We start from the raw sequence: 18,909 nt of genomic DNA on the forward strand, positions 1-18,909 counted from the left end.
CAGGGGGAAGTTCCATGAGCAAGGCGAAGGCGGAAGGGCAACCGAAGCTGGCAAGCAAGCGCACCGGGCCACTGGTGGTGGCCGCGCTGGTGTTGCTGGCCGCATGGTTTGGCTGGAGCGCGGTGCGGCAGTGGCGGCAGGCCTCGGTGGGCACGGAGCTGGAACAGTCGCGTGACCAGATTGTGGGCGGGGTGCAGGCGGCCTTGAACGGCCAGCTGGACCAGCTGCGCAAGTTGATGAAAAGCGAGCGCGTGGCCACGGCGCTGGGCAACGGCGACGGCGAAGCCACGGCCGTGGCCATCCGCGAAGGCTGGCCGGGCACCGAAGAGGTGCAGGTCATCCCCGCCAGCCTGGACGCGGCCTATGCCGACCCGAAGGCCTTCGGTTACTCGCGTCTGGCGCTGCTGGAAGCGGCCAACGCCCAGAACGCGGTGGTGGCACGCGTGGTGCGCGATGCCGGCGGCCAGCGCCTTGGCCTGGCGGTGCCGGTGGTACTGGGCACGCAAGGGCCGGCGCTGGTGTACGTGCGCCAGCCGCTGCTGCGGCTCACCGCCACCTTCGACCAGGTGCGCGTGCCGGGCGCGGGCTATGTGGCCCTGCGGCAGGGCAACCACAACGTGATTGAACAGGGCAACGCGGGCCTGGCCGACGGTGCCGAGGCGCTGGCGCGCCCGATCGGCAAGAGCGGGCTGCGCCTGGCCGCGGCCGTGCCGGATATTGAACCGGGCCCGCTGGGGCTGGGTGCCATTCCCAGCGCGGTGGTGGCGGTGCTGCTTCTGGCCATCGCCGGCATGTTGCAGTTCGGCAAGGGCAAGGTGCCGATGCCGCGCCGGCGCGCGTCGAAAGACGCCACCGAAGAAGACGGCCCCACACTGCGCGAAAGCCTGGAACAGGTGCCGCTGGCGGTGGTGCCGGCCGTGGCCGAAGGCGGTCCGCCGCCGGTGCCCGGCGTAGCGGGGCAGGACGTGCCGGCCGGTATCTTCCGCGCCTACGACATCCGCGGCGTGGTCGGGCGCGAGCTCACCCCGCAGGTGGCCGCGCTGATCGGCCAGGCCATCGGCTCTGTGCTGCAGGTGCAGGGCCTGCGCGAGATCGTGGTGGGACGCGATGGCCGCCTGTCCGGCCCGGAACTGAGTGCCGGGCTCATCGAGGGCCTGCGCCGCGCCGGCTGCGATGTTATCGATATCGGGCTGGCGCCCACTCCGGTGGTGTACTTCGCCAGCTACCACCTACGTGCGGGCAGCTGCGTGGCGGTCACCGGCAGCCACAACCCGCCGGACTACAACGGTTTCAAGATCGTGGTGGGCGGCGAAACGCTCTCCGGCGACGCCATCACCGAACTGTTCCAGCGCATCCGCGACGGCCAGCTGCACGTGGCCGCCGAGCCGGGCAGCCTGAAGCAGCGCGAGGTCAACGCCGATTACATCCAGCGCATCGCCGACGACGTGCAGCTGGACCGCCCGCTGAAGGTGGTGGCCGACGCCGGCAACGGCGTGGCCGGCGAACTGGCCCAGCCGCTGCTGGAAGCCATCGGCGCGGAGGTCATTCCGCTGTACTGCGATGTGGATGGCACCTTCCCCAACCACCACCCGGACCCGAGCGACCCGCACAACCTGGAAGACCTGATCCAGACGGTGAAGCGCTTCGACGCGGACATCGGCCTGGCCTTCGACGGCGACGGCGACCGCCTGGGCGTGGTCACCCGCGAAGGCAAGATCATCTATGCCGACCGGTTGCTGATGCTGTTCGCGGCCGACGTGCTGATGCGCAACCCGGGCGCGCTGGTCATCTACGACGTGAAGTGCAGCGGCAAGCTGTCCGACTACGTGCTGCGCAATGGCGGCAGCCCGCTGATGTGGAAGACCGGGCATTCGCTGATGAAGGCGAAGATGCGCGAAACCGATGCCGAGCTGGCCGGCGAGATGAGCGGGCACTTCTTCTTCAAGGAGCGCTGGTTCGGGTTCGACGATGGCCTGTATGCGGCCGCGCGGTTGCTGGAGATCCTGGCCCAGCGCGAGGAGACGCCGTCGGAGGTGCTGGACGAATTGCCCGACAGCGTGTCCACGCCGGAGCTGAAGGTGCCGGTGGAATCGGGCACCCCGCATGCACTGGTGTCGTTGTTCGTATCGGCCGCACAGGTGGACGAGTCGCCGTTCGCGAGCGCTCGCCTGTCCACCATCGACGGCCTGCGCGCCGATTTCCCCGATGGCTGGGGGCTGCTGCGCGCGTCCAACACCACGCCGGTGCTGGTGCTGCGCTTCGAGGCCGACGATGAAGCGGCGCTGGAGCGCGTCAAGACGTTGTTCCGCGACCAGCTGCAGCCGTTGCTGCCGGGTGTGGACCTCGGGTTCTGATGGGCGTGGGTACCGACCAACGGTCGGTACCTACCGTCGCGCTACCGGGTAGGCCACGACCGTGGGTCGTGGCGCGCCCGATCGAATGCCCGATCCCGCACGGCATCCCGGTTTGCACACGGACAACGGGATACCGCCGGTAGGGGCGCATCCCAATCGACTGCCATGAAACGGGCAACGTTCGATGGTGGAATGACGGTGAATTGAACGCGTTTCTCCGCCGGGGTTCATGCCACAACCGACCGCGGGAAACGCGTCGGCGGTCGATTGGGAGGCGACCCTGCCAGGTGTTCCGGCACGACGGTGACGGGCATGGAAACGACCGCCTCACCCCTTGAACCGCAATCCCACGCCCGGTTCGGTGAACACGTACCGCGAATCCAACGCGGAATCGCCCAGCTTGTGCCGCAGCTTCCCCACCAGGATCCGCAGGTAATGCGTGTCTTCCTGATGCGTTGGCCCCCAGATTTCCTGCAGGATCTGCGGCTGGGTCACCACCCGCCCGGCGTTGCGCAGCAACAACGACAACAACGCATATTCCTTGCGCGTCAGCGCCACCGGCGCGCCGTCCAGGTGCACCTCGCGGCGCACCAGGTCGATATGCAGGTGCCCGTCATCGAACTGCGGCAACACGCCATCGGCCGACACCGTGCGCGAGCGCAGCAACGCCCGCACCCGCGCCATCAGCTCCTGGGTGCCGAACGGCTTGGTCACGTAGTCGTTGGCGCCGTTGTCCAGCGCCCGCACCTTTTCGGTTTCACCGGCGCGCACGGTGAGCATGATCACCGGCACCTGGCTCCACTGCCGCAGTTCGGCCAGCACCTCGTGGCCTTCCATGTCCGGCAGGCCGATATCCAAAATCACCAGGTCCGCGCCTTCGCTCACCAGCGCTTCCAGCCCGGCCTGGCCGGTGGCGGCCTGCACCACGCGGTAGCCCTGCGCGCGCAGGCTGATATCGAGGAAGCGCCGGATCTGCGCTTCATCGTCAATCACCAGCACGCGCGCCGGGGGCGCACCTTGGGGCAGGTCAGGGGTCGTCGTGGTCATCGGCAGGGTGGGGTTGCAGCAGGGGCAGCGTAATGCGGATCAGGGTACCGCGTCCGTCGCGGCCCGGCAGCGCCTGCACGCTACCGCCATGGGCGCCGATCATGCCCTGACAGATGGTCAGCCCCAGCCCGGTGCCATGCCGGCCGCGGTCGCCACGCTCCACGCTGTAGAACATGTCGAAGATGCGCGCGCGCTCGTCGTCGGGAATGCCGGGGCCGGCGTCCAGTACGTCGATGCGCAGTTCGCCCTCCACCAGCCGCGCCTGCACCTCCACCGCCGCGCCGGGCGGGGAGAACTTGGCCGCGTTCTCCATCACGTTGAACACCGCCTGTTCCACCAGCGCCGGGTGTACCCAGATCGGTGCCAGCGTGGCCGGAATGTCCAGCTTCAGCTGCACCTCCGGCTGGTAGCGCTGCAGGCGGCGTGCGGCCGAGCCCACCAGCTCGTCCACGCCGATCCAGTCGCGGTTGATCTGCAACCCTTCGTGACCCAGCCGGGTCATGTCCAGCAGGTTCTGAATGTAGCGGTCCAGCCGCTCGCCTTCCACCAGGATGGTGTCCAGCAGGGCGCGGCGGTCCTGCGCATCCATCGCGTCGGCATAACTGGAGAGGCTGTCGGCCGAGCCGATCATTGCCGCCAGCGGCGAGCGCAGGTCGTGCGACACCGACGACAGCAGCGCCGAACGCAGCCGCTCGGTCTCGTTGCTTACATGGGCCTTTTCCAGGTCGGCCACCAGCTGGGTGCGTAGCGCGGCCTGGGCAATGTCATCCACCATCGCCTCGGCCAGCTGGCGCTGCTCGGGGGTAAGCCGCGGGGCGGTGCGGGCGAAGCGCATGCCGGCCACGCCGATGGCGCGGTCATCGCCGTCCAGCAGCGGCAGGAACCACCACTCCGCACCGGCCAGGGTGTCGGTGAAGCGGCCGCTGGGCTGGCCGTGGCGGCGCGCCCAGTCGGCGGCGGCCAGGTCGGTGTCGCCCGGCGCGGCACTGCCGCTGGTGCTGGTGTCCTGGCCGATGCGCAGCCACGCCGGGGCGTCCATTGCCTGCTCCAGCGCCTCGCGTCCGGCCTGGGCCACCTCTTCGTTGCTGGCCGCGCGGGTCAGCTGCCGGCCCAGCGCCTGGCGCGCGTTGGCATGCCGGTTGGCCGCCCGAAGCGCCAGCACCTGCATGCGCAACCGCGATGCCAACCGCCCGGCCACCAGCGCGGCGGCCAGGAACAGGAACACGGTGATCACGCCCTGGCGTGCGCTGATGGCAAAGGTGAAGCGCGGGGCGATGAAGAAGAAGTTGTAGGCCAGGAAACACAGCGCCGCGGCAATCACCGCCGCGCTGGTACGGCTGCGCGCGGCCACCATCACCACCGCCACGATGAACACCATCGACAGGTCGTACAGCCCCACCCAGCGCTCGGCCACCAGCGCCACCAGGCAGGCAATTGCCGTGGCGCCCAACGCCAGCAGGGTGTCCTGGCCGGTGCTGCGGCTGGGTACGCTCAACCCGGTGCGCCGCGCCCGTGCGCGCGCCTGCGGGGTGCCTATGATGGTGATCTCGTAGTGCGCGCCGCGCTGGATCAGCTGCTGGGTGAGCGTGCGGTTGAGCATGCGCGCGAACGGGCGCTCGCGGGTCCGGCCCAGCACCAGGGTCGACACGCTGTTGTGCGCGGCATGGTCCAGCAGCGCATCGGCAATGCTGGACCCGTGCAGCAGTTCGGCCTCGCCCCCGAGGCGGCGGGCGAGGGCGAACGCCGCGTCGATCTCGCGATGGGTAGCCTCGTCGTTGCGGCGGCCCTGCACGGTCACCACCGTCCACGGCGCATCGCGACGCTCGGCAATGCGCCGGCCCACGCGCACCAGGTACTCGCTCTGGCCCCCGCCATCGATGGCCACCAGTACCCGGCGGCGCAGCGGCAGGTTGCCTTCGCCACGCGCGGCGCGGGTCTCGCGCAGGCTGCTGTCCACGCGGTCGGCCGCTTCCTGCATGGCCAGCTCGCGCAGCGCGGTCAGGTTGGCCGGCGAGAAGAAGGCCTGCAGTGCCTGCGCGGCCTGCTCGGGCACGTACACCTTGCCCTGCTGCAGGCGCTCGATCAGCTCGCGCGGCGGAATGTCCACCAGCACGATGTCGTGCAGCCGGTCCAGCACCGCATCGGGCACGGTCTCGCTCACGCGCACGCCGGTGATGCGCATCACCACATCGTTGAGGCTTTCCAGGTGCTGGATGTTGACCGTGGTCCACACATCGATGCCGGCCTCCAGCAGTTCCATCACGTCCTGCCAGCGCCGCTCGTGGCGGCTGCCGGGCACGTTGCGGTGCGCCAGTTCGTCCACCAGTACCAGCGCCGGGTGGCGGGCCAGCACGGCGTCCAGGTCCATCTCGCCCAGCACATGCTGCTGGTAGTCGCGGTGCACCAGTGGCACCTGCGGCAGGCCCTCCAGCAGCGCCGAGGTCTCGGCGCGGCCGTGGGTTTCCACCAACCCCACCACCACGTCCACGCCGCGACGCAGCTGTTCGTGCGCGCGGCTGAGCATGCTGAAGGTCTTGCCCACGCCGGGGGCGGCACCGAGGAACACGGTGAGTTTGCCGCCGGCTTCGCGTTGCAGGCGTTCAACCAGGGCATCGGCCTGGCGGGTGCGGGGGTCGCTCATGGGTGGCGATTGTGCGCCCGTTGGCGCGATCCTGGCATCACGGCGCGGCCTTGCGCTGATCCAACGCCAGGTTCAACGTCATCACGTTCACGCGTGGCTGCCCGAACACGCCCCACTGTGGACCGAGCGTATGCGCCTTCACCAGCGCCGCCACCTGCTCAACCGGTAGCCCACGGCTGCGCGCCACGCGCGCCATCTGCACCTGCGCGGCGGCCGGCGACAGCTCCGGGTCCATACCGGCGCCGGACTGGGTCACCAGGTCGCCGGGCACCTGCGCCGGCGTTATCCCTTCGCGCGCGGCCACCGCGGCGATGCTGGCCTGCACGCGTTCCTGCAGGGCCGGGTTGCTGCGCGCCAGGTTGCTGCCGGCCGCGGCCATCGGGTCGTAGTTGGCCGCCGACGGGCGCGCCTGGAAGTAGCCATCGCCGGTGAACGGCTGGGCGATCAGCTGCGAGCCGCGCACCTGGCCGTCGCGGATGAGCAGGCTGCCGTCGGCCTGCGCCGGGAACAGCAGCCGGCTGGCGCCGGTGGCGGCCACGGCGTACGCCAGGCCAAGCAGTAGCAGGCTGACCAGGCCCAGCATCAGCGCCGGGCGCCACGCGCCGTGCTGCTGCAGGGTGGCCGCATCCACGGCGCGGGCGCGCGCGGTGCGGGGCAGGGAGGTTGCAAGTGAGCGGTTCATGCGCCGAATACCGAGACAAGGAAGAGGTCGATCAACTTGATGGCCGCGAACGGCAGCAGTACGCCGCCCAGGCCGTACACCAGCATGTTCCGGCGCAGCAGCGCGGTGGCCGTGGCCGGGCGGAAGCGCACCCCGCGCAGTGCCAGCGGAATCAACGCCGGAATCACCAGCGCGTTGAAGATCAGCGCCGCCAGCACCGCGTTGCGCGGGCTGGACAGGTGCATCACGTTCAACGCCGCCATCGCCGGCAGGGTGGAGGCGAACAGCGCCGGCAGAATCGCGAAGTACTTGGACACATCGTTGGCCAGCGAGAAAGTGGTCAGCGCACCGCGCGTGATCAGCTGCTGCTTGCCCACTTCCACCACCGCCAGCAGCTTGGCCGGGTCCGAATCCAGGTCGACCATGTTGCCGGCTTCCTTGGCGGCCTGCGTGCCGGAGTTCATCGCCAGACCGATGTCGGCCTGGGCCAGCGCGGGGGCGTCGTTGGTGCCGTCGCCCACCATCGCCACCAGCCGCCCACCGGCCTGTTCGGCGCGGATGCGGGCCAGTTTGTCTTCCGGGCGCGCCTCGGCGATGTAGTCGTCCACGCCGGCTTCGGCGGCAATGGCCGCGGCGGTGAGCGGGTTGTCGCCGGTGATCATCACCGTGCGGATGCCCATGGCCCGCAGCTGCGCGAACTTCTCGCGCATGCCGTGCTTGACCACGTCCGACAGCTCGATCACGCCCAGCACGTGCCGGCCTTCGCATACCACCAGCGGGGTGGCACCGTTGCGCGCCACCTGCTCCACGCGGCCCGGCAGTTCGGCCGGCACCGTGCCACCCAGCTCGCGCACGTAGGCGGTGATCGCATCGGAGGCCCCCTTGCGGATGCGCCGGCCGCCGTCCAGGTCCACGCCGGACATGCGGGTCTGCGCGGTGAATGCCAGGTAGTCCGCGCGGTCCGGTTCGGCGGTGGTGCAGCCCTGCTCGCGCGCCAGGCGCACGACGGACTTGCCTTCCGGAGTGGGGTCGGCCAGCGACGACAGCAGCGCCGCTTCGCGCAGCTGCGTGGCATCGATCCCGGCCAAGGCATGGAAGTGGGTGGCCTGGCGGTCGCCGTAGGTGATGGTGCCGGTCTTGTCCAGCAGCAGCACGTCCACGTCGCCAGCCACTTCCACCGCCTTGCCGGATTTGGCCAGCACGTTGGCGGCCAGCGCCCGGTTCATGCCGGCAATGCCGATGGCCGGCAGCAGCCCGCCGATGGTGGTGGGAATCAGGCAGACCAGCAGCGCGATCAGCAGCAGCGGATCGACCTGCACGCCGACGAACGCACCGATCGCCGGCAGCGTGGCCACCACGATCAGGAAGGTGAGCGTCATCGCCGCCAGCAGCAGGGTCAGCGCAACCTCGTTGGGCGTCTTCTGGCGGTTGGCACCTTCCACCAGCGCAATCATGCGGTCCAGGAAGCTGTGGCCCGGCTCGGCGGTGATGCGCACGATGATCTGGTCCGACAGCACCTTGGTGCCGCCGATCACGCCGCTGCGGTCGGTCCCGGCTTCGCGCAGCACCGGCGCCGATTCACCGGTCACCGCTGCTTCGTTGATGGTGGCCAGGCCCTGCACGATCTCGCCGTCGGCCGGAATCAGTTCGCCGGCACTGACAATCACATGGTCGCCCGGGCGCAGTTCGGCGGCCGGTACCTGGGTTTGGCTGGCCCCGGCGTGCGCGGCCGCCAGCCGGCGCGCGCTGAGATCCTGGCGGGCCCGCCGCAACGAGGCCGCCTGGCCCCGGCCGCGGGCTTCGGCCACGGCCTCGGCGAAGTTGCCGAACAGCACGGTCAGCAGCAGGATCGCGGTGACCGCCAGGCCGAAGCCCAGCGGTGCGTTGCCGCTCAGGGTGACCACCAGGCTGACCACGGTGCCGGCCATCACCACGGCCATCACCGGGCTGTGCAGCAGGTGCCGGGGCGACAGCTTGATCACCGCATCGCGCAGGGCGCGGCGCCAGCCGGCCGCATCGAGCAGACGCTGACGGCGGTGGGAAGAAACGTTCAAGGGATAGGTACTCATGGGGTCACATCTCAATGCAGGGTCAGCGACAGGTGGTCGGCCACCGGGCCCAACACCAGCGCCGGCATGAACTGCAATACGGTCAGGACAACGATCAGCGCGATCAGGGTCAGCGCGAAGGTCGGGGTTTCAATCTGCAGCGTGCCGGCCGATTCCGGGGCGCGCCGCTTGGCGGCCAGCTGCGCGGCCACGATCAGCGGTATCACCAGCGCCGGGTAGCGGCCCAGCAGCAGCACCAGCGTGCAGCTCAGGTTCCACCACGGGGTGGCATCGCCCAGGCCTTCAAAGCCCGAGCCGTTGTTGGCGAACGCCGACACATACTCATAGAACACCTGGCTGATGCCGTGGAAGCCGGGGTTGGAGGTGCCGGTGATCGACGGAATGGCCAGCGTGATCGCGGTGAAGCCCAGGATGGTGATCGGCTGCAGCAGCACCAGCAGGGCCAGCAGGCGCACCTGCGGGGTTTCCAGCTTGCGGCCGAGCAGTTCCGGGGTACGCCCGGTCATCAGCCCGGCCAGGAACACGCCCAGCAGCAGGTACACGATGAACTGCTGCAGGCCGCAGCCAATGCCGCCCCAGATCGCGTTGACCAGCATGTTCACCATCGGCACCGCACCGGCCAGCGGACTCAGCGAGTCATGCATGCCGTTGACCGAGCCGTTGGACACCTGGGTGGTGATCGCCGCCCACAAGCCGGTGCCGTCCGCACCGAAGCGCACTTCCTTGCCTTCCATCAGCAGCGGGCTGACCGCGGTGGCCGAGTGGCCTTCCAGCCACACCGTGGCCGCCACCGACACGCTGGACATCGCCAGCATGCAGCCGAACACCAGTCCGGCCAGGCGCCTGCGCCCGGTGAACGCGCCCAGCATGAAGATCACCGCGATGGGAATCAGCAAAATGCCGATCAGTTCCAGCGCGTTCGACAGCGGGGTGGGGTTTTCCAGCGGCATCGAGCTGTTGGGGCCATACCAGCCACCGCCGTTGGTGCCCAGCTGCTTGGCCGCCACCATCGCCGCCACCGGACCCAGCGGCAGTTTCTGCGTGTCCATGCCGGCCGCAGCATCGATCGGCGTGGCCTGCGGGCCAGCGGCCAACGTCGAGGGCACGCCCTGGCTGGTCAGCAGCACCGCCCACAGCAGGCACAGCGGCAGCATGAAGCGCACGCACGCGCGCACCACGTCGGCGTAGTAGTTGCCCACGTCCACGCGGCGGTCGGCGCTGAGCTGCGCGGCCTGCTGCGCGTCCACGTCGTCCGGGCGCGCACTGAACAGTGCACGCAGGGTGGCCACCACCAGTGCCAGACCCATCATCGGCGTCACCACCTGCAGGCCGGTGATCGCGGTCATCTGCGAGAAGTACGACAGCTGCGCCTGGCCCGAATAGTGCTGCTGGTTGGTGTTGGTCAGGAACGACACCATGGTGTGCAGCGCGGTGTCCCAGCGCATGTTGGGGATCTGGTCGGGGTTGAACGGCAGCCAGGCCTGGGTCATGAAGACGGCCTGCACCAGCACCGCGATCACCACGTTGCTCAACAGGAACGCGCCCACGTAGCCGCGCCACGACATGCCACGCGCCGGGTTCACCCCCAGCAGCCAGTACAGCGGTTTTTCAACCAGCCCGAACAGCACATCGCCACGCATCGGCGCACCGCGCATCACCCGGGCCAGGTACAGCCCAAGCGGAAAGGCCAGCACGATGCTGGCCAGCAGGATCAACAGGATCTCGGTCATGGTCGGCTCCGGTCAGAACGCTTCGGGCCGAAGCACGACATACAGCAGGTAGGCGGCGGCAACGAGCACGAGCACGCCGCACAGCAGGGAAAGCCAGGCAGACATGGCAATGGCCTCAGGCGCAGGAAAGAAGGGCGGCGGTGCAGGGCGCACCGGCGGCAGGGGAAACAGACAGAAACAGGCTCATGGGACGTCCAGGTGGAACCACTCCACGTCAGGCGCCCATCGTGTTCCCCACCGGCGTAAACGCTCCACGCCGCAACCGGCCCCACCGCGTAAAAAGTGCATAAAACCTGCGCAGCCGCCCCATCGGCCACCCGCACACCGCCCCGTAGAGCCGGGCTCTGCCCGGCTGCCCGCAACACATCCCCTGCTCCGGATCAACGGCAGCGGGGCAGAGCCCCGCTCTACGTGGTCGCCGTCCGCCCGCACGCACGCACAAAAAAAGGCGGCCCCAAGGCCGCCTTTCCTTCCCGTTGCACCCGCGCGCTTACCCGCGCGGATCGGTACCCGCACCCTTCAACAACCGGTACCGCTGCAGCGTCTCCTCGATCTCAACATCCAGCGCACGGCGCTGCTGCTCGAACGAGGTCTGCATGCGCAGCTGCGCCACCAGTTCGGTGTGCCGCTGGCGAATGCTCGCCGCCTGCTTCTCGGCCACCGGCTGCCCGGCCAGCTCGCGGTCACCGGCGCTGCCCAGCAGGCTCACCAGCGCGTCGCGCAGGCTGGCCACGTTGTAACGCGCGGTCTGCACGTTGTTGTCGATTATGCCCGTGCGCTCCACGAATACCCGGCGCAGGTCATTCTCGTTTTCATACGTGGACAGCATCGCCTGCTCGGTGCGCTCGCGGGTCTGCTCGGCGGCCAGGTCGAGCTGGCGCTGGGCGGCGGCCACCGCCGCCTCGGCGCGCTCTTCCTCGGTCAACGTGCGCTCCACCTCACCACGGCGCAGGCCGCTGGTGGCGCTGAACTCCTCGCGCGCGTTGTTGATCGCCTCCTGCGGCAGCGTATCGCTGCAGATGCGCTCGGACCCCTTGTTCCAGCAATACAGCTTCTTCGCCTTCGCCTCGCCCTTGCCGCTCTGCGCGTGCACGGGCACCGTGGCGACGGCCAGCAACAGGCCGATGGCGGTGATCGAAACAATCCTGGACATGGTGGTCAGAGCCCCCTGCTCTCAACGCGTAGGACGGGTGCCGTAGCGGGACCGGTAGTCCTCCAGCGGCTGCCGGTACCCCACAAGTTCCGGATTTCCGGAGGCAAAATCAAGCAGGTCGGCCAGCGTGGCCACGGCCACCACCGGAATGCCGGCTTCCTCGGCCACGGACTGGGCCGCCGAACGGCGGTCGGTTTCCGAGGCGATCTCCTGGCGGTCCAGCGCCACCACGATCCCGGCCGGGGTGCCACCGGCGTCCTTGATGATGCCCAGAGCCTCGCGGATGGCGGTGCCGGCAGTGATCACGTCGTCCACGATCAGCACGCGCTTGCCATTCATGTCCGCGCCGATCAGGTTGCCACCTTCACCGTGGGCCTTGGCTTCCTTGCGGTTGAACGACAGCGGCAGGTCGCGGCCGCGCTGGGCGAACTCGCAGGCGGTCGCGGTGGCCAGCGGGATGCCCTTGTAGGCCGGGCCGAACACCACGTCGAACTTCAGCCCGGTGGCTTCCACCGCATCGGCGTAGCAGGCGGCCAGCTGGACCATGCGCGCGCCCGAATCGAAGCGGCCGGCATTGAAGAAATAGGGGCTCAGACGGCCCGACTTGAGGGTGAACTGGCCGAAACGCAGGGCATCGGCGGTCAGGGCCAGTTGCAGGAAACGGTGGCGATGGTCGCTCATCAGGACTCTATTCAATTCATTTGGACCGCAAATCCTAATGCATGGGCGCATTTTTCGCCCTCCGGGGCCCCGCGGCGCGGGGTCGCAGCCCGGGGCAGGGGCCCCCGCCGGCACACTGTGCCGCCGCATTCCGGCACGCCGCGGCAGGGTCTTCCCGGTATGCTTTCCCGGTTACCGTTTCAGACCTGGACCCGCATGCGCATCATCAGCTTCAACGCCAACGGCATCCGTTCGGCCGCCACCAAGGGCTTCCTCGACTGGTTCCGCGCCCAGGACGCCGACGTGCTCTGCATCCAGGAGACCAAGGCCCAGGAAGACCAGCTGACCGACCCGATGTTCCGCCCGGACGGCCACCACTGCTTCTACCGCGACGCCATCACCAAGAAGGGCTACAGCGGCGTGGCCATCTACAGCAAGCGCGAGCCCGACCAGGTCATCACCTCGCTCGGCTGGGCCCCGTTCGACGACGAAGGCCGCTATATCGAGGCCCGCTACGGCAACCTCAGCGTGGTCTCCTTCTATATCCCGTCGGGCAGCTCGGGCGACCTGCGCCAAGGGTTCAAGTATGAAGTGATGGAATGGCTGCGCCCGATCCTGGCCGGCTGGCTGGCCAGCGGCCGCGACTACGTGCTCTGCGGCGACTGGAACATCGTGCGCTCGGCGCTGGACATCAAGAACTGGAAGTCCAACCAGAAGAATTCCGGCTGCCTGCCGCCTGAGCGCGACTGGCTCAACGGCCAGTGCGTGGACACCGACCAAGCGCTGGACATCGCTGCCGGCCAGGGCTGGACCGACGCCTACCGCCTGCTGCACCCGCAGGGCGAGGACTACACCTGGTGGAGCAACCGTGGCGCGGCCCGGGCCAACAACGTCGGGTGGCGCATCGACTACCAGTTCGTCAGCCCCGGCCTGCGCGACCGCCTGCGCGCCTGCTCGATCTACCGCGATGAGCGCTTCTCCGACCATGCCCCGTTCACGGTGGACTACGCCCCATGAGTGAAGCGGTCGCCAAGCCGCGCCGCCCCTGGCAACGGGTGCTGGCCAACCTGCGCCAGCGCAAGGTGCTGGCCATGCTGTTGCTGGGCTTCAGTTCCGGCCTGCCGATCTACCTGGTTGGCAACACGCTCGGCTTCTGGATGCGCAAGGAAGGCATCGAGCTCACCACCATCGGCTTCCTGTCGTGGGTGGGCCTGGCCTACTCGATGAAGTTCCTGTGGGCACCCTTGGTGGACAAGGTCAACGCGCCGCTGCTGGGGCGCTTCGGCCGCCGCCGTGGCTGGATGCTGCTGTCCCAGCTGGTGGTGGCCGTGGCGTTGGTGGGTATGGCGCTGGTCCAGCCCAAGGGCGGCCATTTCCTCTTCCTTGGCATCGCCTGGGAACACCTGGTGGTGTTCGGGGTCATGGCCACGGTGGTGGCGTTCGCGTCTGCCACCCAGGACATCGTCATCGATGCCTGGCGCATCGAGATCGCCGAGAACAGTGAACAGCTCGGGCTGCTGACCTCCTCGGCGGCGCTGGGCTATCGCACTGCGCTGCTGGTGACCGATGCGCTGATCCTGCTGATCGCCGCCCGGGTGGGCTGGCAGATCTCCTACGAAATCATGGCCGGGCTGATGGCGCTGGGCGTGGTGGCCGTGGTGATGGCCAAAGAGCCGGCGCGCGCGCAGCTGGCGGTGCAGACCCAGGCCGCCGCGCTGTGGACGCCGCGCGGCCTGTTCGACGCACTGGTTGGCCCGTTCGTGGCCTTCCTGCGCGAACACCGCAGTGGCGCGATCCTGATCCTGCTGGCCATCAGCATCTACCGCATGGCCGATTTCATCATGGGCCCGATGGCCAACCCGTTCTACGTCGACCTCGGGCTGGCCGAGGAGACCGTGGGCGCGGTGCGTGGCTCGGTCGGGCTGGTGGCCACCTTCATCGGCATTGCCGCTGCCGGCCTGGTGTCGGTGCGCTGGGGCGTACTGGCCACCTTGCTGGTCGGCGCGGTGCTGGGCCCGGCGTCGAACCTCGCCTTTGCGTGGCTGGCCTATGTCGGCCCGGACCCGACCAGCTTCGCCATCGCCATGGCCGTCGACAACATCTCCGGCGGCTTTGCCGGCACGGCGTTGATCGCCTACATGTCCAGCCTCACCAGCATCGGGTACACCGCCACCCAGTACGCCTTGCTGAGCTCGTTCTATGCAATGCCGGGCAAGGCGCTGAAGGGGCTCTCCGGCTGGGCGGTGCAGTCGCTGGCCCAGGGCCGCACGCTGCTGGAGGGGTATGCGCTGTTCTTCACCGGCACCGCATTGATCGGCATCCCGGTGGTCATCCTGTGTGCGCTGTTGATCCGGCAGCAGCGCAAACGCGCCGCGGCCGCCTGACCCTCGGTGTTGCCCGGCGCCGCCCGCTGCGCCATGATCGACCCCGTTGTGCCGTGGGGGCGGTGCTTGCCAACGGGGAGAACAATGGTCGATCTGCTGCTGCGGGATCTGGACCCGCTGTTGAACGAACGCATCCGGCGCGTGGCCGTTGCACGCGGCTGGACCCGGGAATACACCTGTGTGGTGCTGCTGGAGCAGGGCCTGTTCACGAGTGAATTGGAGGTCCGCAGCGGCTTCCAGAGCCCGGAAGTAGACGCCTTGGCCGACGCCATCGCCGCATTGCAGGCCCTGCCAGACGCACAGGGCGTGTAGAGCCGGGCTCTGCCCGGCTGCGCCCGCGCCACGGTCCGCGATTGCCGGGCAGAGCCCGGCACTACGATCCGTCCCCGGATTGACGGGCTTCTGCTTTACGCCGTAGAGCCGGGCTCTGCCCGGCTGCGCCCGCGCCACGATCCGCGATTGCCGGGCAGAGCCCGGCACTACGATCCGTTTCCCGCGATTGCCGGGCAGAGTCCGGAGCTACGCGCTGTGCCGCCTTACGCTTGGGCGGCCGTCGGCATCCACCGGTAGGGTCGCGCCCCAGCCGACTGCCGACCCGGGATCAACGCTCGATATCGGCATGACCCCCAAACCAGAGCGGCGCTCCGGTCACGCCAGATGGATCGCCCCCAGAATTCGCGGTCCCCGCGCGCCACTCACGCTCGGCAGGTTCCCTGGCAACCCGTCCAAGGTGCGCTGCGCCAACCACGCAAACCCCATCGCCTCCAGGTAATCCGGGTCCAGCCCGTGCACCGCGCTCGACTCGATCACCACCCCCGGCAGCCGCGCCGCCAGCCGTCGCAGCAGCTGCGGATTGCGTACCCCGCCGCCGCACACCAGCACCCGCTTGGCGCCCGGCAGGTGCGCCAGCAGCGCGTCGGCCACGGTCGCGGTGGTCAGCTCCAGCAGCGTGGCCTGCACATCGGCCGCGGCGTGCTGGCCCTCGGCCATCGCCGCCTCCGCCCACGGCAGATGGAACTGCTCGCGCCCGGTGCTCTTCGGCGGCGGCAGCGCGAACCACGGCTCGGCCAGCCACTGCGCCAGCAACGTCTCATCGACCTGCCCACTGGCCGCAAACGCGCCATCGGCATCGAACGGCACGCCGCGATGGCGCTGGCACCACGCATCCATCAGCGCATTGGCCGGGCCGGTATCAAAGCCACGCGGCACGCCATCGCGCGGAATCAGTGTCAGGTTGGCAATGCCGCCCAGGTTGAGAATCGCCCGGTCTTCCTCGGCGGTGCCGAGCATGGCCAGGTGGAAGGCCGGCATCAGCGGCGCGCCGTGCCCCCCGGCGGCCACGTCGCGGCGGCGGAAATCGCCCACGGTGGTGATACCGGTGGCTTCGGCAATCCGGTTGGCGTCGCCCAGTTGCATCGTGAAGGCCGGGTCGGCCAGCGGCCGGTGGCGTACGGTCTGCCCATGCGAGCCGATCGCCCGCACCTGCGCCCGGTCCACGCCGCTGCGTTCCAGCAGGGCATTGGCCGCAGCGGCAAAGGTGATCCCGATCTGCGCATCGATCCGCCCCAGCGTATCCAGCGATTCGACAGCGCCGCCTTCGCCGAGCGCAATCAGTTCCGCCCGCAGCGCCGGGTCCCACGCATGGGTGTGGCCGGCCACGAACCGGCAACCGCCCGCCTCGGGAAACTGCACCAGCGCGGCATCGATGCCATCGGCGCTGGTGCCGGACATCAGGCCCAGGTAGAGCGGGGTATGCGGGTCAACGACAGCGGTCATGGCGGCACAGTCAAAACGGGGTACGCCCAGCTTCCGCGCAACCCGTTGCCGCCGTCAATGCGCGCGTGTCCGCGCGCTGTACCGGGCGATCAGCCGCGGCTGCGCTTGGTCGGCTTGGCCACGCTGGCAGTCTGCGTCTGGGCCTCGGCGTCGGCCGGGGCGGCCTGCGGCGCCGGGCTGGCGTCGGCGTAGATCAGCTTTTCCATGCCCTGGATACGGGCCAGTGCCGGTGCGGTCTGCGCGCGGAAGGCCACCAGCTCGGCACCCTTCAGCGGCTCCGGCGGCGGCATCGTCACCGACAGCGGGTTGCGGTGCTCGCCGTTGACGCGGAATTCGTAGTGCAGGTGCGGGCCGGTCGCCATGCCGGTCGAGCCCACATAGCCGATCACCGTACCCTGGGCTACGCGCTGCCCGGTCTTGATCGCCCCGAAGCGCGACATGTGCCCGTACAGGGTGGTGTGGCCGCGGCCGTGGTCCAGGATCACCACGTTGCCGTAGCCACGCTGGGTGCCGGCGAACTGCACGCGGGCGTCGCCCGCAGCCATGATCGGGGTGCCGGTACGCGCGGCGTAGTCCACGCCCTTGTGCATGCGCATCTTGCCCAGCACCGGGTGCTTGCGCGCGCCGAAGCTGGAGCTCAGCCGCGCGAACGGGATCGGCATGCGGATGAAGCTCTTCTTCAGCGGGCGCCCGCTCACGTCGAAGTACTCCGACTTGCCGTTGCGGTCGAAGCGGAAGCCGCTGTAGGTCTTGCCGCCCGAGGTGAAAGTGGCCGCCAGGATCTTGCTGGTGTCCACCTTCTCGCCTTCGCGCCAGGTCTCATCCAGCACCACGCTGAAGCGGTCGCCTGGCTGGAGGTCCTTGGAGAAGTCGATGTCGTACTTGAAGATCTCGTCGGTCATCGTCGCAATCGCCGACGGTGACAGCCCGGCCTTGCGCGCGGCCGCATACAGCGAACTGGTGATTTCCCCGCTGGCCACGATGCGGCGGGTGGACGACTCGCGCTTGATCACCTTCTCGGCAATCTTGCCGTCGGCCAGCGACAGCTCGACCCGGTTGTCGGCATCGCGGTCGAAGCGGATGGTGCGCAGGTCGCCGGACAGCGGCAGGTCGAAGGCGATCTCCGCGCCGGGGCGCAGCTTGGTCAGCGCCTCACGTGCGCCCGGGTGCTCGAGCACCTGGTGCATCACCGTGGCCGAAATGCCGGCCTCGTCGAAGAGGTTGCTCAGGGTCTGGCCGCGCTGAACCCGCAGCACCTGCCAGCTGTCGCCCGGTACCTGCTTCTGGCGTTCCAGCGACAGCGGCGGCAACGGCAGGGCCAGGGTGGAGTGGCCGACCGAGTAGGGCGATTCAATGGTGTGCGAGAAGCCCGGCACGATCGTGGCCACCAGGGCGCCGATGGTGGCGAACAGGCTGGCGTGCATCCAGTGCCGGCGCGTCCAGCGCTGGTTGAAGGCCGCGGGAAGATGCTGTTTGAGCTTCCGATGCAGGGCGGTGTCGTGGAGGACGTGGAGACGTTCCTTGAAGCGCGTCTTGCGCGCGCGGCCTTGATCGGAATTGAGCATCGTCGGTCTGTTCCTGGCTGGCCCGGGAGCGCGGGCCCAAACGTCGGTAACATAGACAGGTATAAATACCGCGTCAAACCCTTGTGCCTATTGGCTTTTGTGAAGCGCTTGCGGTTAACTAGTACTTAACGTCATTCATATAAATAAGGCATTGCCGGGAGCTGTCACGTGTCATCGATTGAAGAAGCCATCGCCCTGATCGGTCGCGGTGCCGACGAAGTCCTCAAGCCCGAGGAGCTGCGTCAGCGCCTGGAAAGCGGCCGCCCGCTGCGGATCAAGGCCGGTTTCGACCCCACCGCGCCGGACCTGCACCTGGGCCACACCGTGCTGCTGAACAAGCTGCGCCAGTTCCAGGACCTCGGCCACCAGGTCATCTTCCTGATCGGCGACTTCACCGGCATGATCGGCGACCCGTCGGGCAAGAACGTCACCCGCAAGCCGCTCAGCAAGGACGACGTGCTGGCCAACGCGCGCACCTATGAAGACCAGGTCTTCAAGGTGCTGGACCGTGACAGGACCGAGGTGCGCTTCAATTCGGAGTGGTTCGGCACGATGGGCGCGGCCGACATGATCCGCCTGGCCGGCCAGCACACCGTGGCGCGCATGCTGGAGCGCGACGACTTCGCCAAGCGCTATGCCGCCCAGCAGTCCATCGCCCTGCACGAGTTCCTGTACCCGCTGGTGCAGGGCTACGACTCGGTGGCGCTGGAAGCCGACGTCGAGCTTGGCGGCACCGACCAGAAGTTCAACCTGCTGATGGGCCGTGGCCTGCAGGAGCACTACGGGCAGAAGCCGCAGATCGTGCTGACCATGCCGCTGCTGGAAGGCCTGGACGGCGTGGCCAAGATGTCCAAGTCGCTCAACAACTA

At 68.8% G+C, this 18,909-nt stretch carries 15 protein-coding genes (1 of these 15 only partly in view); 5 read left to right on the plus strand and 10 right to left on the minus strand.

The window, feature by feature from the left end; translation table 11 throughout:
• The first annotated feature begins 14 nt into the window (after nt 1–14).
• Nucleotides 15–2,354 (plus strand): phosphomannomutase/phosphoglucomutase, encoded by a 2,340-nt coding sequence (locus tag GQ674_RS00100; RefSeq protein WP_159495514.1) that lies wholly within the window; start codon nt 15–17, stop codon nt 2,352–2,354.
• A gap of 327 nt (nt 2,355–2,681) precedes the next feature.
• On the opposite strand, the gene GQ674_RS00105 is transcribed toward GQ674_RS00100, so the two are convergent.
• The 8 genes from GQ674_RS00105 to pyrE form a co-directional block, all read right to left on the minus strand.
• A complete protein-coding gene (locus tag GQ674_RS00105) occupies nt 2,682–3,401 on the minus strand; it encodes a response regulator transcription factor (protein WP_051598917.1) in 720 nt (239 codons plus the stop codon).
• Nucleotides 3,382–6,042 (minus strand): sensor histidine kinase KdpD, encoded by a 2,661-nt coding sequence (locus GQ674_RS00110; protein ID WP_159495515.1) that lies wholly within the window; start codon nt 6,040–6,042, stop codon nt 3,382–3,384. The genes GQ674_RS00105 and GQ674_RS00110 overlap by 20 nt, the downstream gene beginning before the upstream one ends.
• Nucleotides 6,043–6,079: 37 nt before the next feature.
• Complete coding sequence (gene kdpC, locus GQ674_RS00115; RefSeq protein WP_159495516.1) at nt 6,080–6,724, minus strand: potassium-transporting ATPase subunit KdpC; 645 nt, start codon at nt 6,722–6,724, stop codon at nt 6,080–6,082.
• Nucleotides 6,721–8,772 carry a potassium-transporting ATPase subunit KdpB gene (gene kdpB / locus GQ674_RS00120; protein WP_159495517.1) on the minus strand — a complete coding sequence of 684 codons (2,052 nt, stop codon included), beginning with the start codon at nt 8,770–8,772 and terminating at the stop codon, nt 6,721–6,723. Before kdpB ends, kdpC begins: the two co-directional genes overlap by 4 nt.
• Before the next feature lie 11 nt (nt 8,773–8,783).
• A complete protein-coding gene (gene kdpA, locus GQ674_RS00125) occupies nt 8,784–10,502 on the minus strand; it encodes a potassium-transporting ATPase subunit KdpA (RefSeq protein WP_159495518.1) in 1,719 nt (572 codons plus the stop codon).
• A 12-nt stretch (nt 10,503–10,514) separates the two neighbouring features.
• Complete coding sequence (locus GQ674_RS00130) at nt 10,515–10,607, minus strand: potassium-transporting ATPase subunit F (protein ID WP_038690964.1); 93 nt, start codon at nt 10,605–10,607, stop codon at nt 10,515–10,517.
• Between the two features lie 385 nt (nt 10,608–10,992).
• Nucleotides 10,993–11,655: a hypothetical protein gene (locus GQ674_RS00135; RefSeq protein WP_159495519.1), complete on the minus strand. Its 663-nt coding sequence runs from the start codon at nt 11,653–11,655 to the stop codon at nt 10,993–10,995.
• Nucleotides 11,656–11,676: 21 nt separating this feature from the next.
• Nucleotides 11,677–12,336, minus strand: coding sequence for an orotate phosphoribosyltransferase (gene pyrE / locus GQ674_RS00140; RefSeq protein ID WP_128096031.1), 660 nt, complete (start codon nt 12,334–12,336; stop codon nt 11,677–11,679).
• A gap of 195 nt (nt 12,337–12,531) precedes the next feature.
• Here pyrE and GQ674_RS00145 point away from each other — a divergent pair, with 195 nt between their 5' ends.
• The 3 genes from GQ674_RS00145 (at nt 12,532) to GQ674_RS00155 (ending at nt 15,011) form a co-directional block, all read left to right on the plus strand.
• Nucleotides 12,532–13,332: an exodeoxyribonuclease III gene (locus GQ674_RS00145; RefSeq protein WP_159495520.1), complete on the plus strand. Its 801-nt coding sequence runs from the start codon at nt 12,532–12,534 to the stop codon at nt 13,330–13,332.
• On the plus strand, nt 13,329–14,699 hold the full coding sequence (locus GQ674_RS00150; RefSeq protein ID WP_159495521.1) for an MFS transporter: 1,371 nt from the start codon (nt 13,329–13,331) through the stop codon (nt 14,697–14,699). Before GQ674_RS00145 ends, GQ674_RS00150 begins: the two co-directional genes overlap by 4 nt.
• An 84-nt stretch (nt 14,700–14,783) precedes the next feature.
• A complete protein-coding gene (locus tag GQ674_RS00155; protein WP_038690954.1) occupies nt 14,784–15,011 on the plus strand; it encodes a hypothetical protein in 228 nt (75 codons plus the stop codon).
• Between the two features lie 336 nt (nt 15,012–15,347).
• Here the strand turns inward: GQ674_RS00155 and GQ674_RS00160 are convergent, their stop codons facing one another.
• Entirely contained in the window at nt 15,348–16,475 is a 1,128-nt protein-coding gene (locus GQ674_RS00160; RefSeq protein ID WP_159495522.1) for an anhydro-N-acetylmuramic acid kinase, read from the minus strand.
• Nucleotides 16,476–16,564: 89 nt separating this feature from the next.
• Nucleotides 16,565–18,040: a M23 family metallopeptidase gene (locus GQ674_RS00165; RefSeq protein WP_159495523.1), complete on the minus strand. Its 1,476-nt coding sequence runs from the start codon at nt 18,038–18,040 to the stop codon at nt 16,565–16,567.
• Nucleotides 18,041–18,208: 168 nt separating this feature from the next.
• Between GQ674_RS00165 and tyrS the strand changes: the two genes are divergently transcribed.
• Nucleotides 18,209–18,909 carry the 5' portion of a tyrosine--tRNA ligase gene (tyrS, locus tag GQ674_RS00170; protein WP_159495524.1) on the plus strand. It continues 511 nt past the right edge of the window, so 701 of the gene's 1,212 nt are visible here — the first part of the coding sequence; it begins with the start codon at nt 18,209–18,211; the stop codon falls past the right edge of the window.

The sequence above is a fragment of the Stenotrophomonas sp. 364 genome (genome assembly GCF_009832905.1).
Taxonomy (GTDB): Bacteria; Pseudomonadota; Gammaproteobacteria; order Xanthomonadales; family Xanthomonadaceae; genus Stenotrophomonas; species Stenotrophomonas maltophilia_AP.

What these genes read in the sequence shown, in the direction of transcription:
- GQ674_RS00100 (WP_159495514.1), top strand. Translation starts at nt 15, where the DNA reads ATGAGCAAGGCGAAGGCGGAAGGGCAACCGAAGCTGGCAAGCAAGCGC.
- GQ674_RS00105 (WP_051598917.1), bottom strand. Translation starts at nt 3,401, where the DNA reads ATGACCACGACGACCCCTGACCTGCCCCAAGGTGCGCCCCCGGCGCGC.
- GQ674_RS00110 (WP_159495515.1), bottom strand. Translation starts at nt 6,042, where the DNA reads ATGAGCGACCCCCGCACCCGCCAGGCCGATGCCCTGGTTGAACGCCTG.
- kdpC (WP_159495516.1), bottom strand. Translation starts at nt 6,724, where the DNA reads ATGAACCGCTCACTTGCAACCTCCCTGCCCCGCACCGCGCGCGCCCGC.
- kdpB (WP_159495517.1), bottom strand. Translation starts at nt 8,772, where the DNA reads ATGAGTACCTATCCCTTGAACGTTTCTTCCCACCGCCGTCAGCGTCTG.
- kdpA (WP_159495518.1), bottom strand. Translation starts at nt 10,502, where the DNA reads ATGACCGAGATCCTGTTGATCCTGCTGGCCAGCATCGTGCTGGCCTTT.
- GQ674_RS00130 (WP_038690964.1), bottom strand. Translation starts at nt 10,607, where the DNA reads ATGTCTGCCTGGCTTTCCCTGCTGTGCGGCGTGCTCGTGCTCGTTGCC.
- GQ674_RS00135 (WP_159495519.1), bottom strand. Translation starts at nt 11,655, where the DNA reads ATGTCCAGGATTGTTTCGATCACCGCCATCGGCCTGTTGCTGGCCGTC.
- pyrE (WP_128096031.1), bottom strand. Translation starts at nt 12,336, where the DNA reads ATGAGCGACCATCGCCACCGTTTCCTGCAACTGGCCCTGACCGCCGAT.
- GQ674_RS00145 (WP_159495520.1), top strand. Translation starts at nt 12,532, where the DNA reads ATGCGCATCATCAGCTTCAACGCCAACGGCATCCGTTCGGCCGCCACC.
- GQ674_RS00150 (WP_159495521.1), top strand. Translation starts at nt 13,329, where the DNA reads ATGAGTGAAGCGGTCGCCAAGCCGCGCCGCCCCTGGCAACGGGTGCTG.
- GQ674_RS00155 (WP_038690954.1), top strand. Translation starts at nt 14,784, where the DNA reads ATGGTCGATCTGCTGCTGCGGGATCTGGACCCGCTGTTGAACGAACGC.
- GQ674_RS00160 (WP_159495522.1), bottom strand. Translation starts at nt 16,475, where the DNA reads ATGACCGCTGTCGTTGACCCGCATACCCCGCTCTACCTGGGCCTGATG.
- GQ674_RS00165 (WP_159495523.1), bottom strand. Translation starts at nt 18,040, where the DNA reads ATGCTCAATTCCGATCAAGGCCGCGCGCGCAAGACGCGCTTCAAGGAA.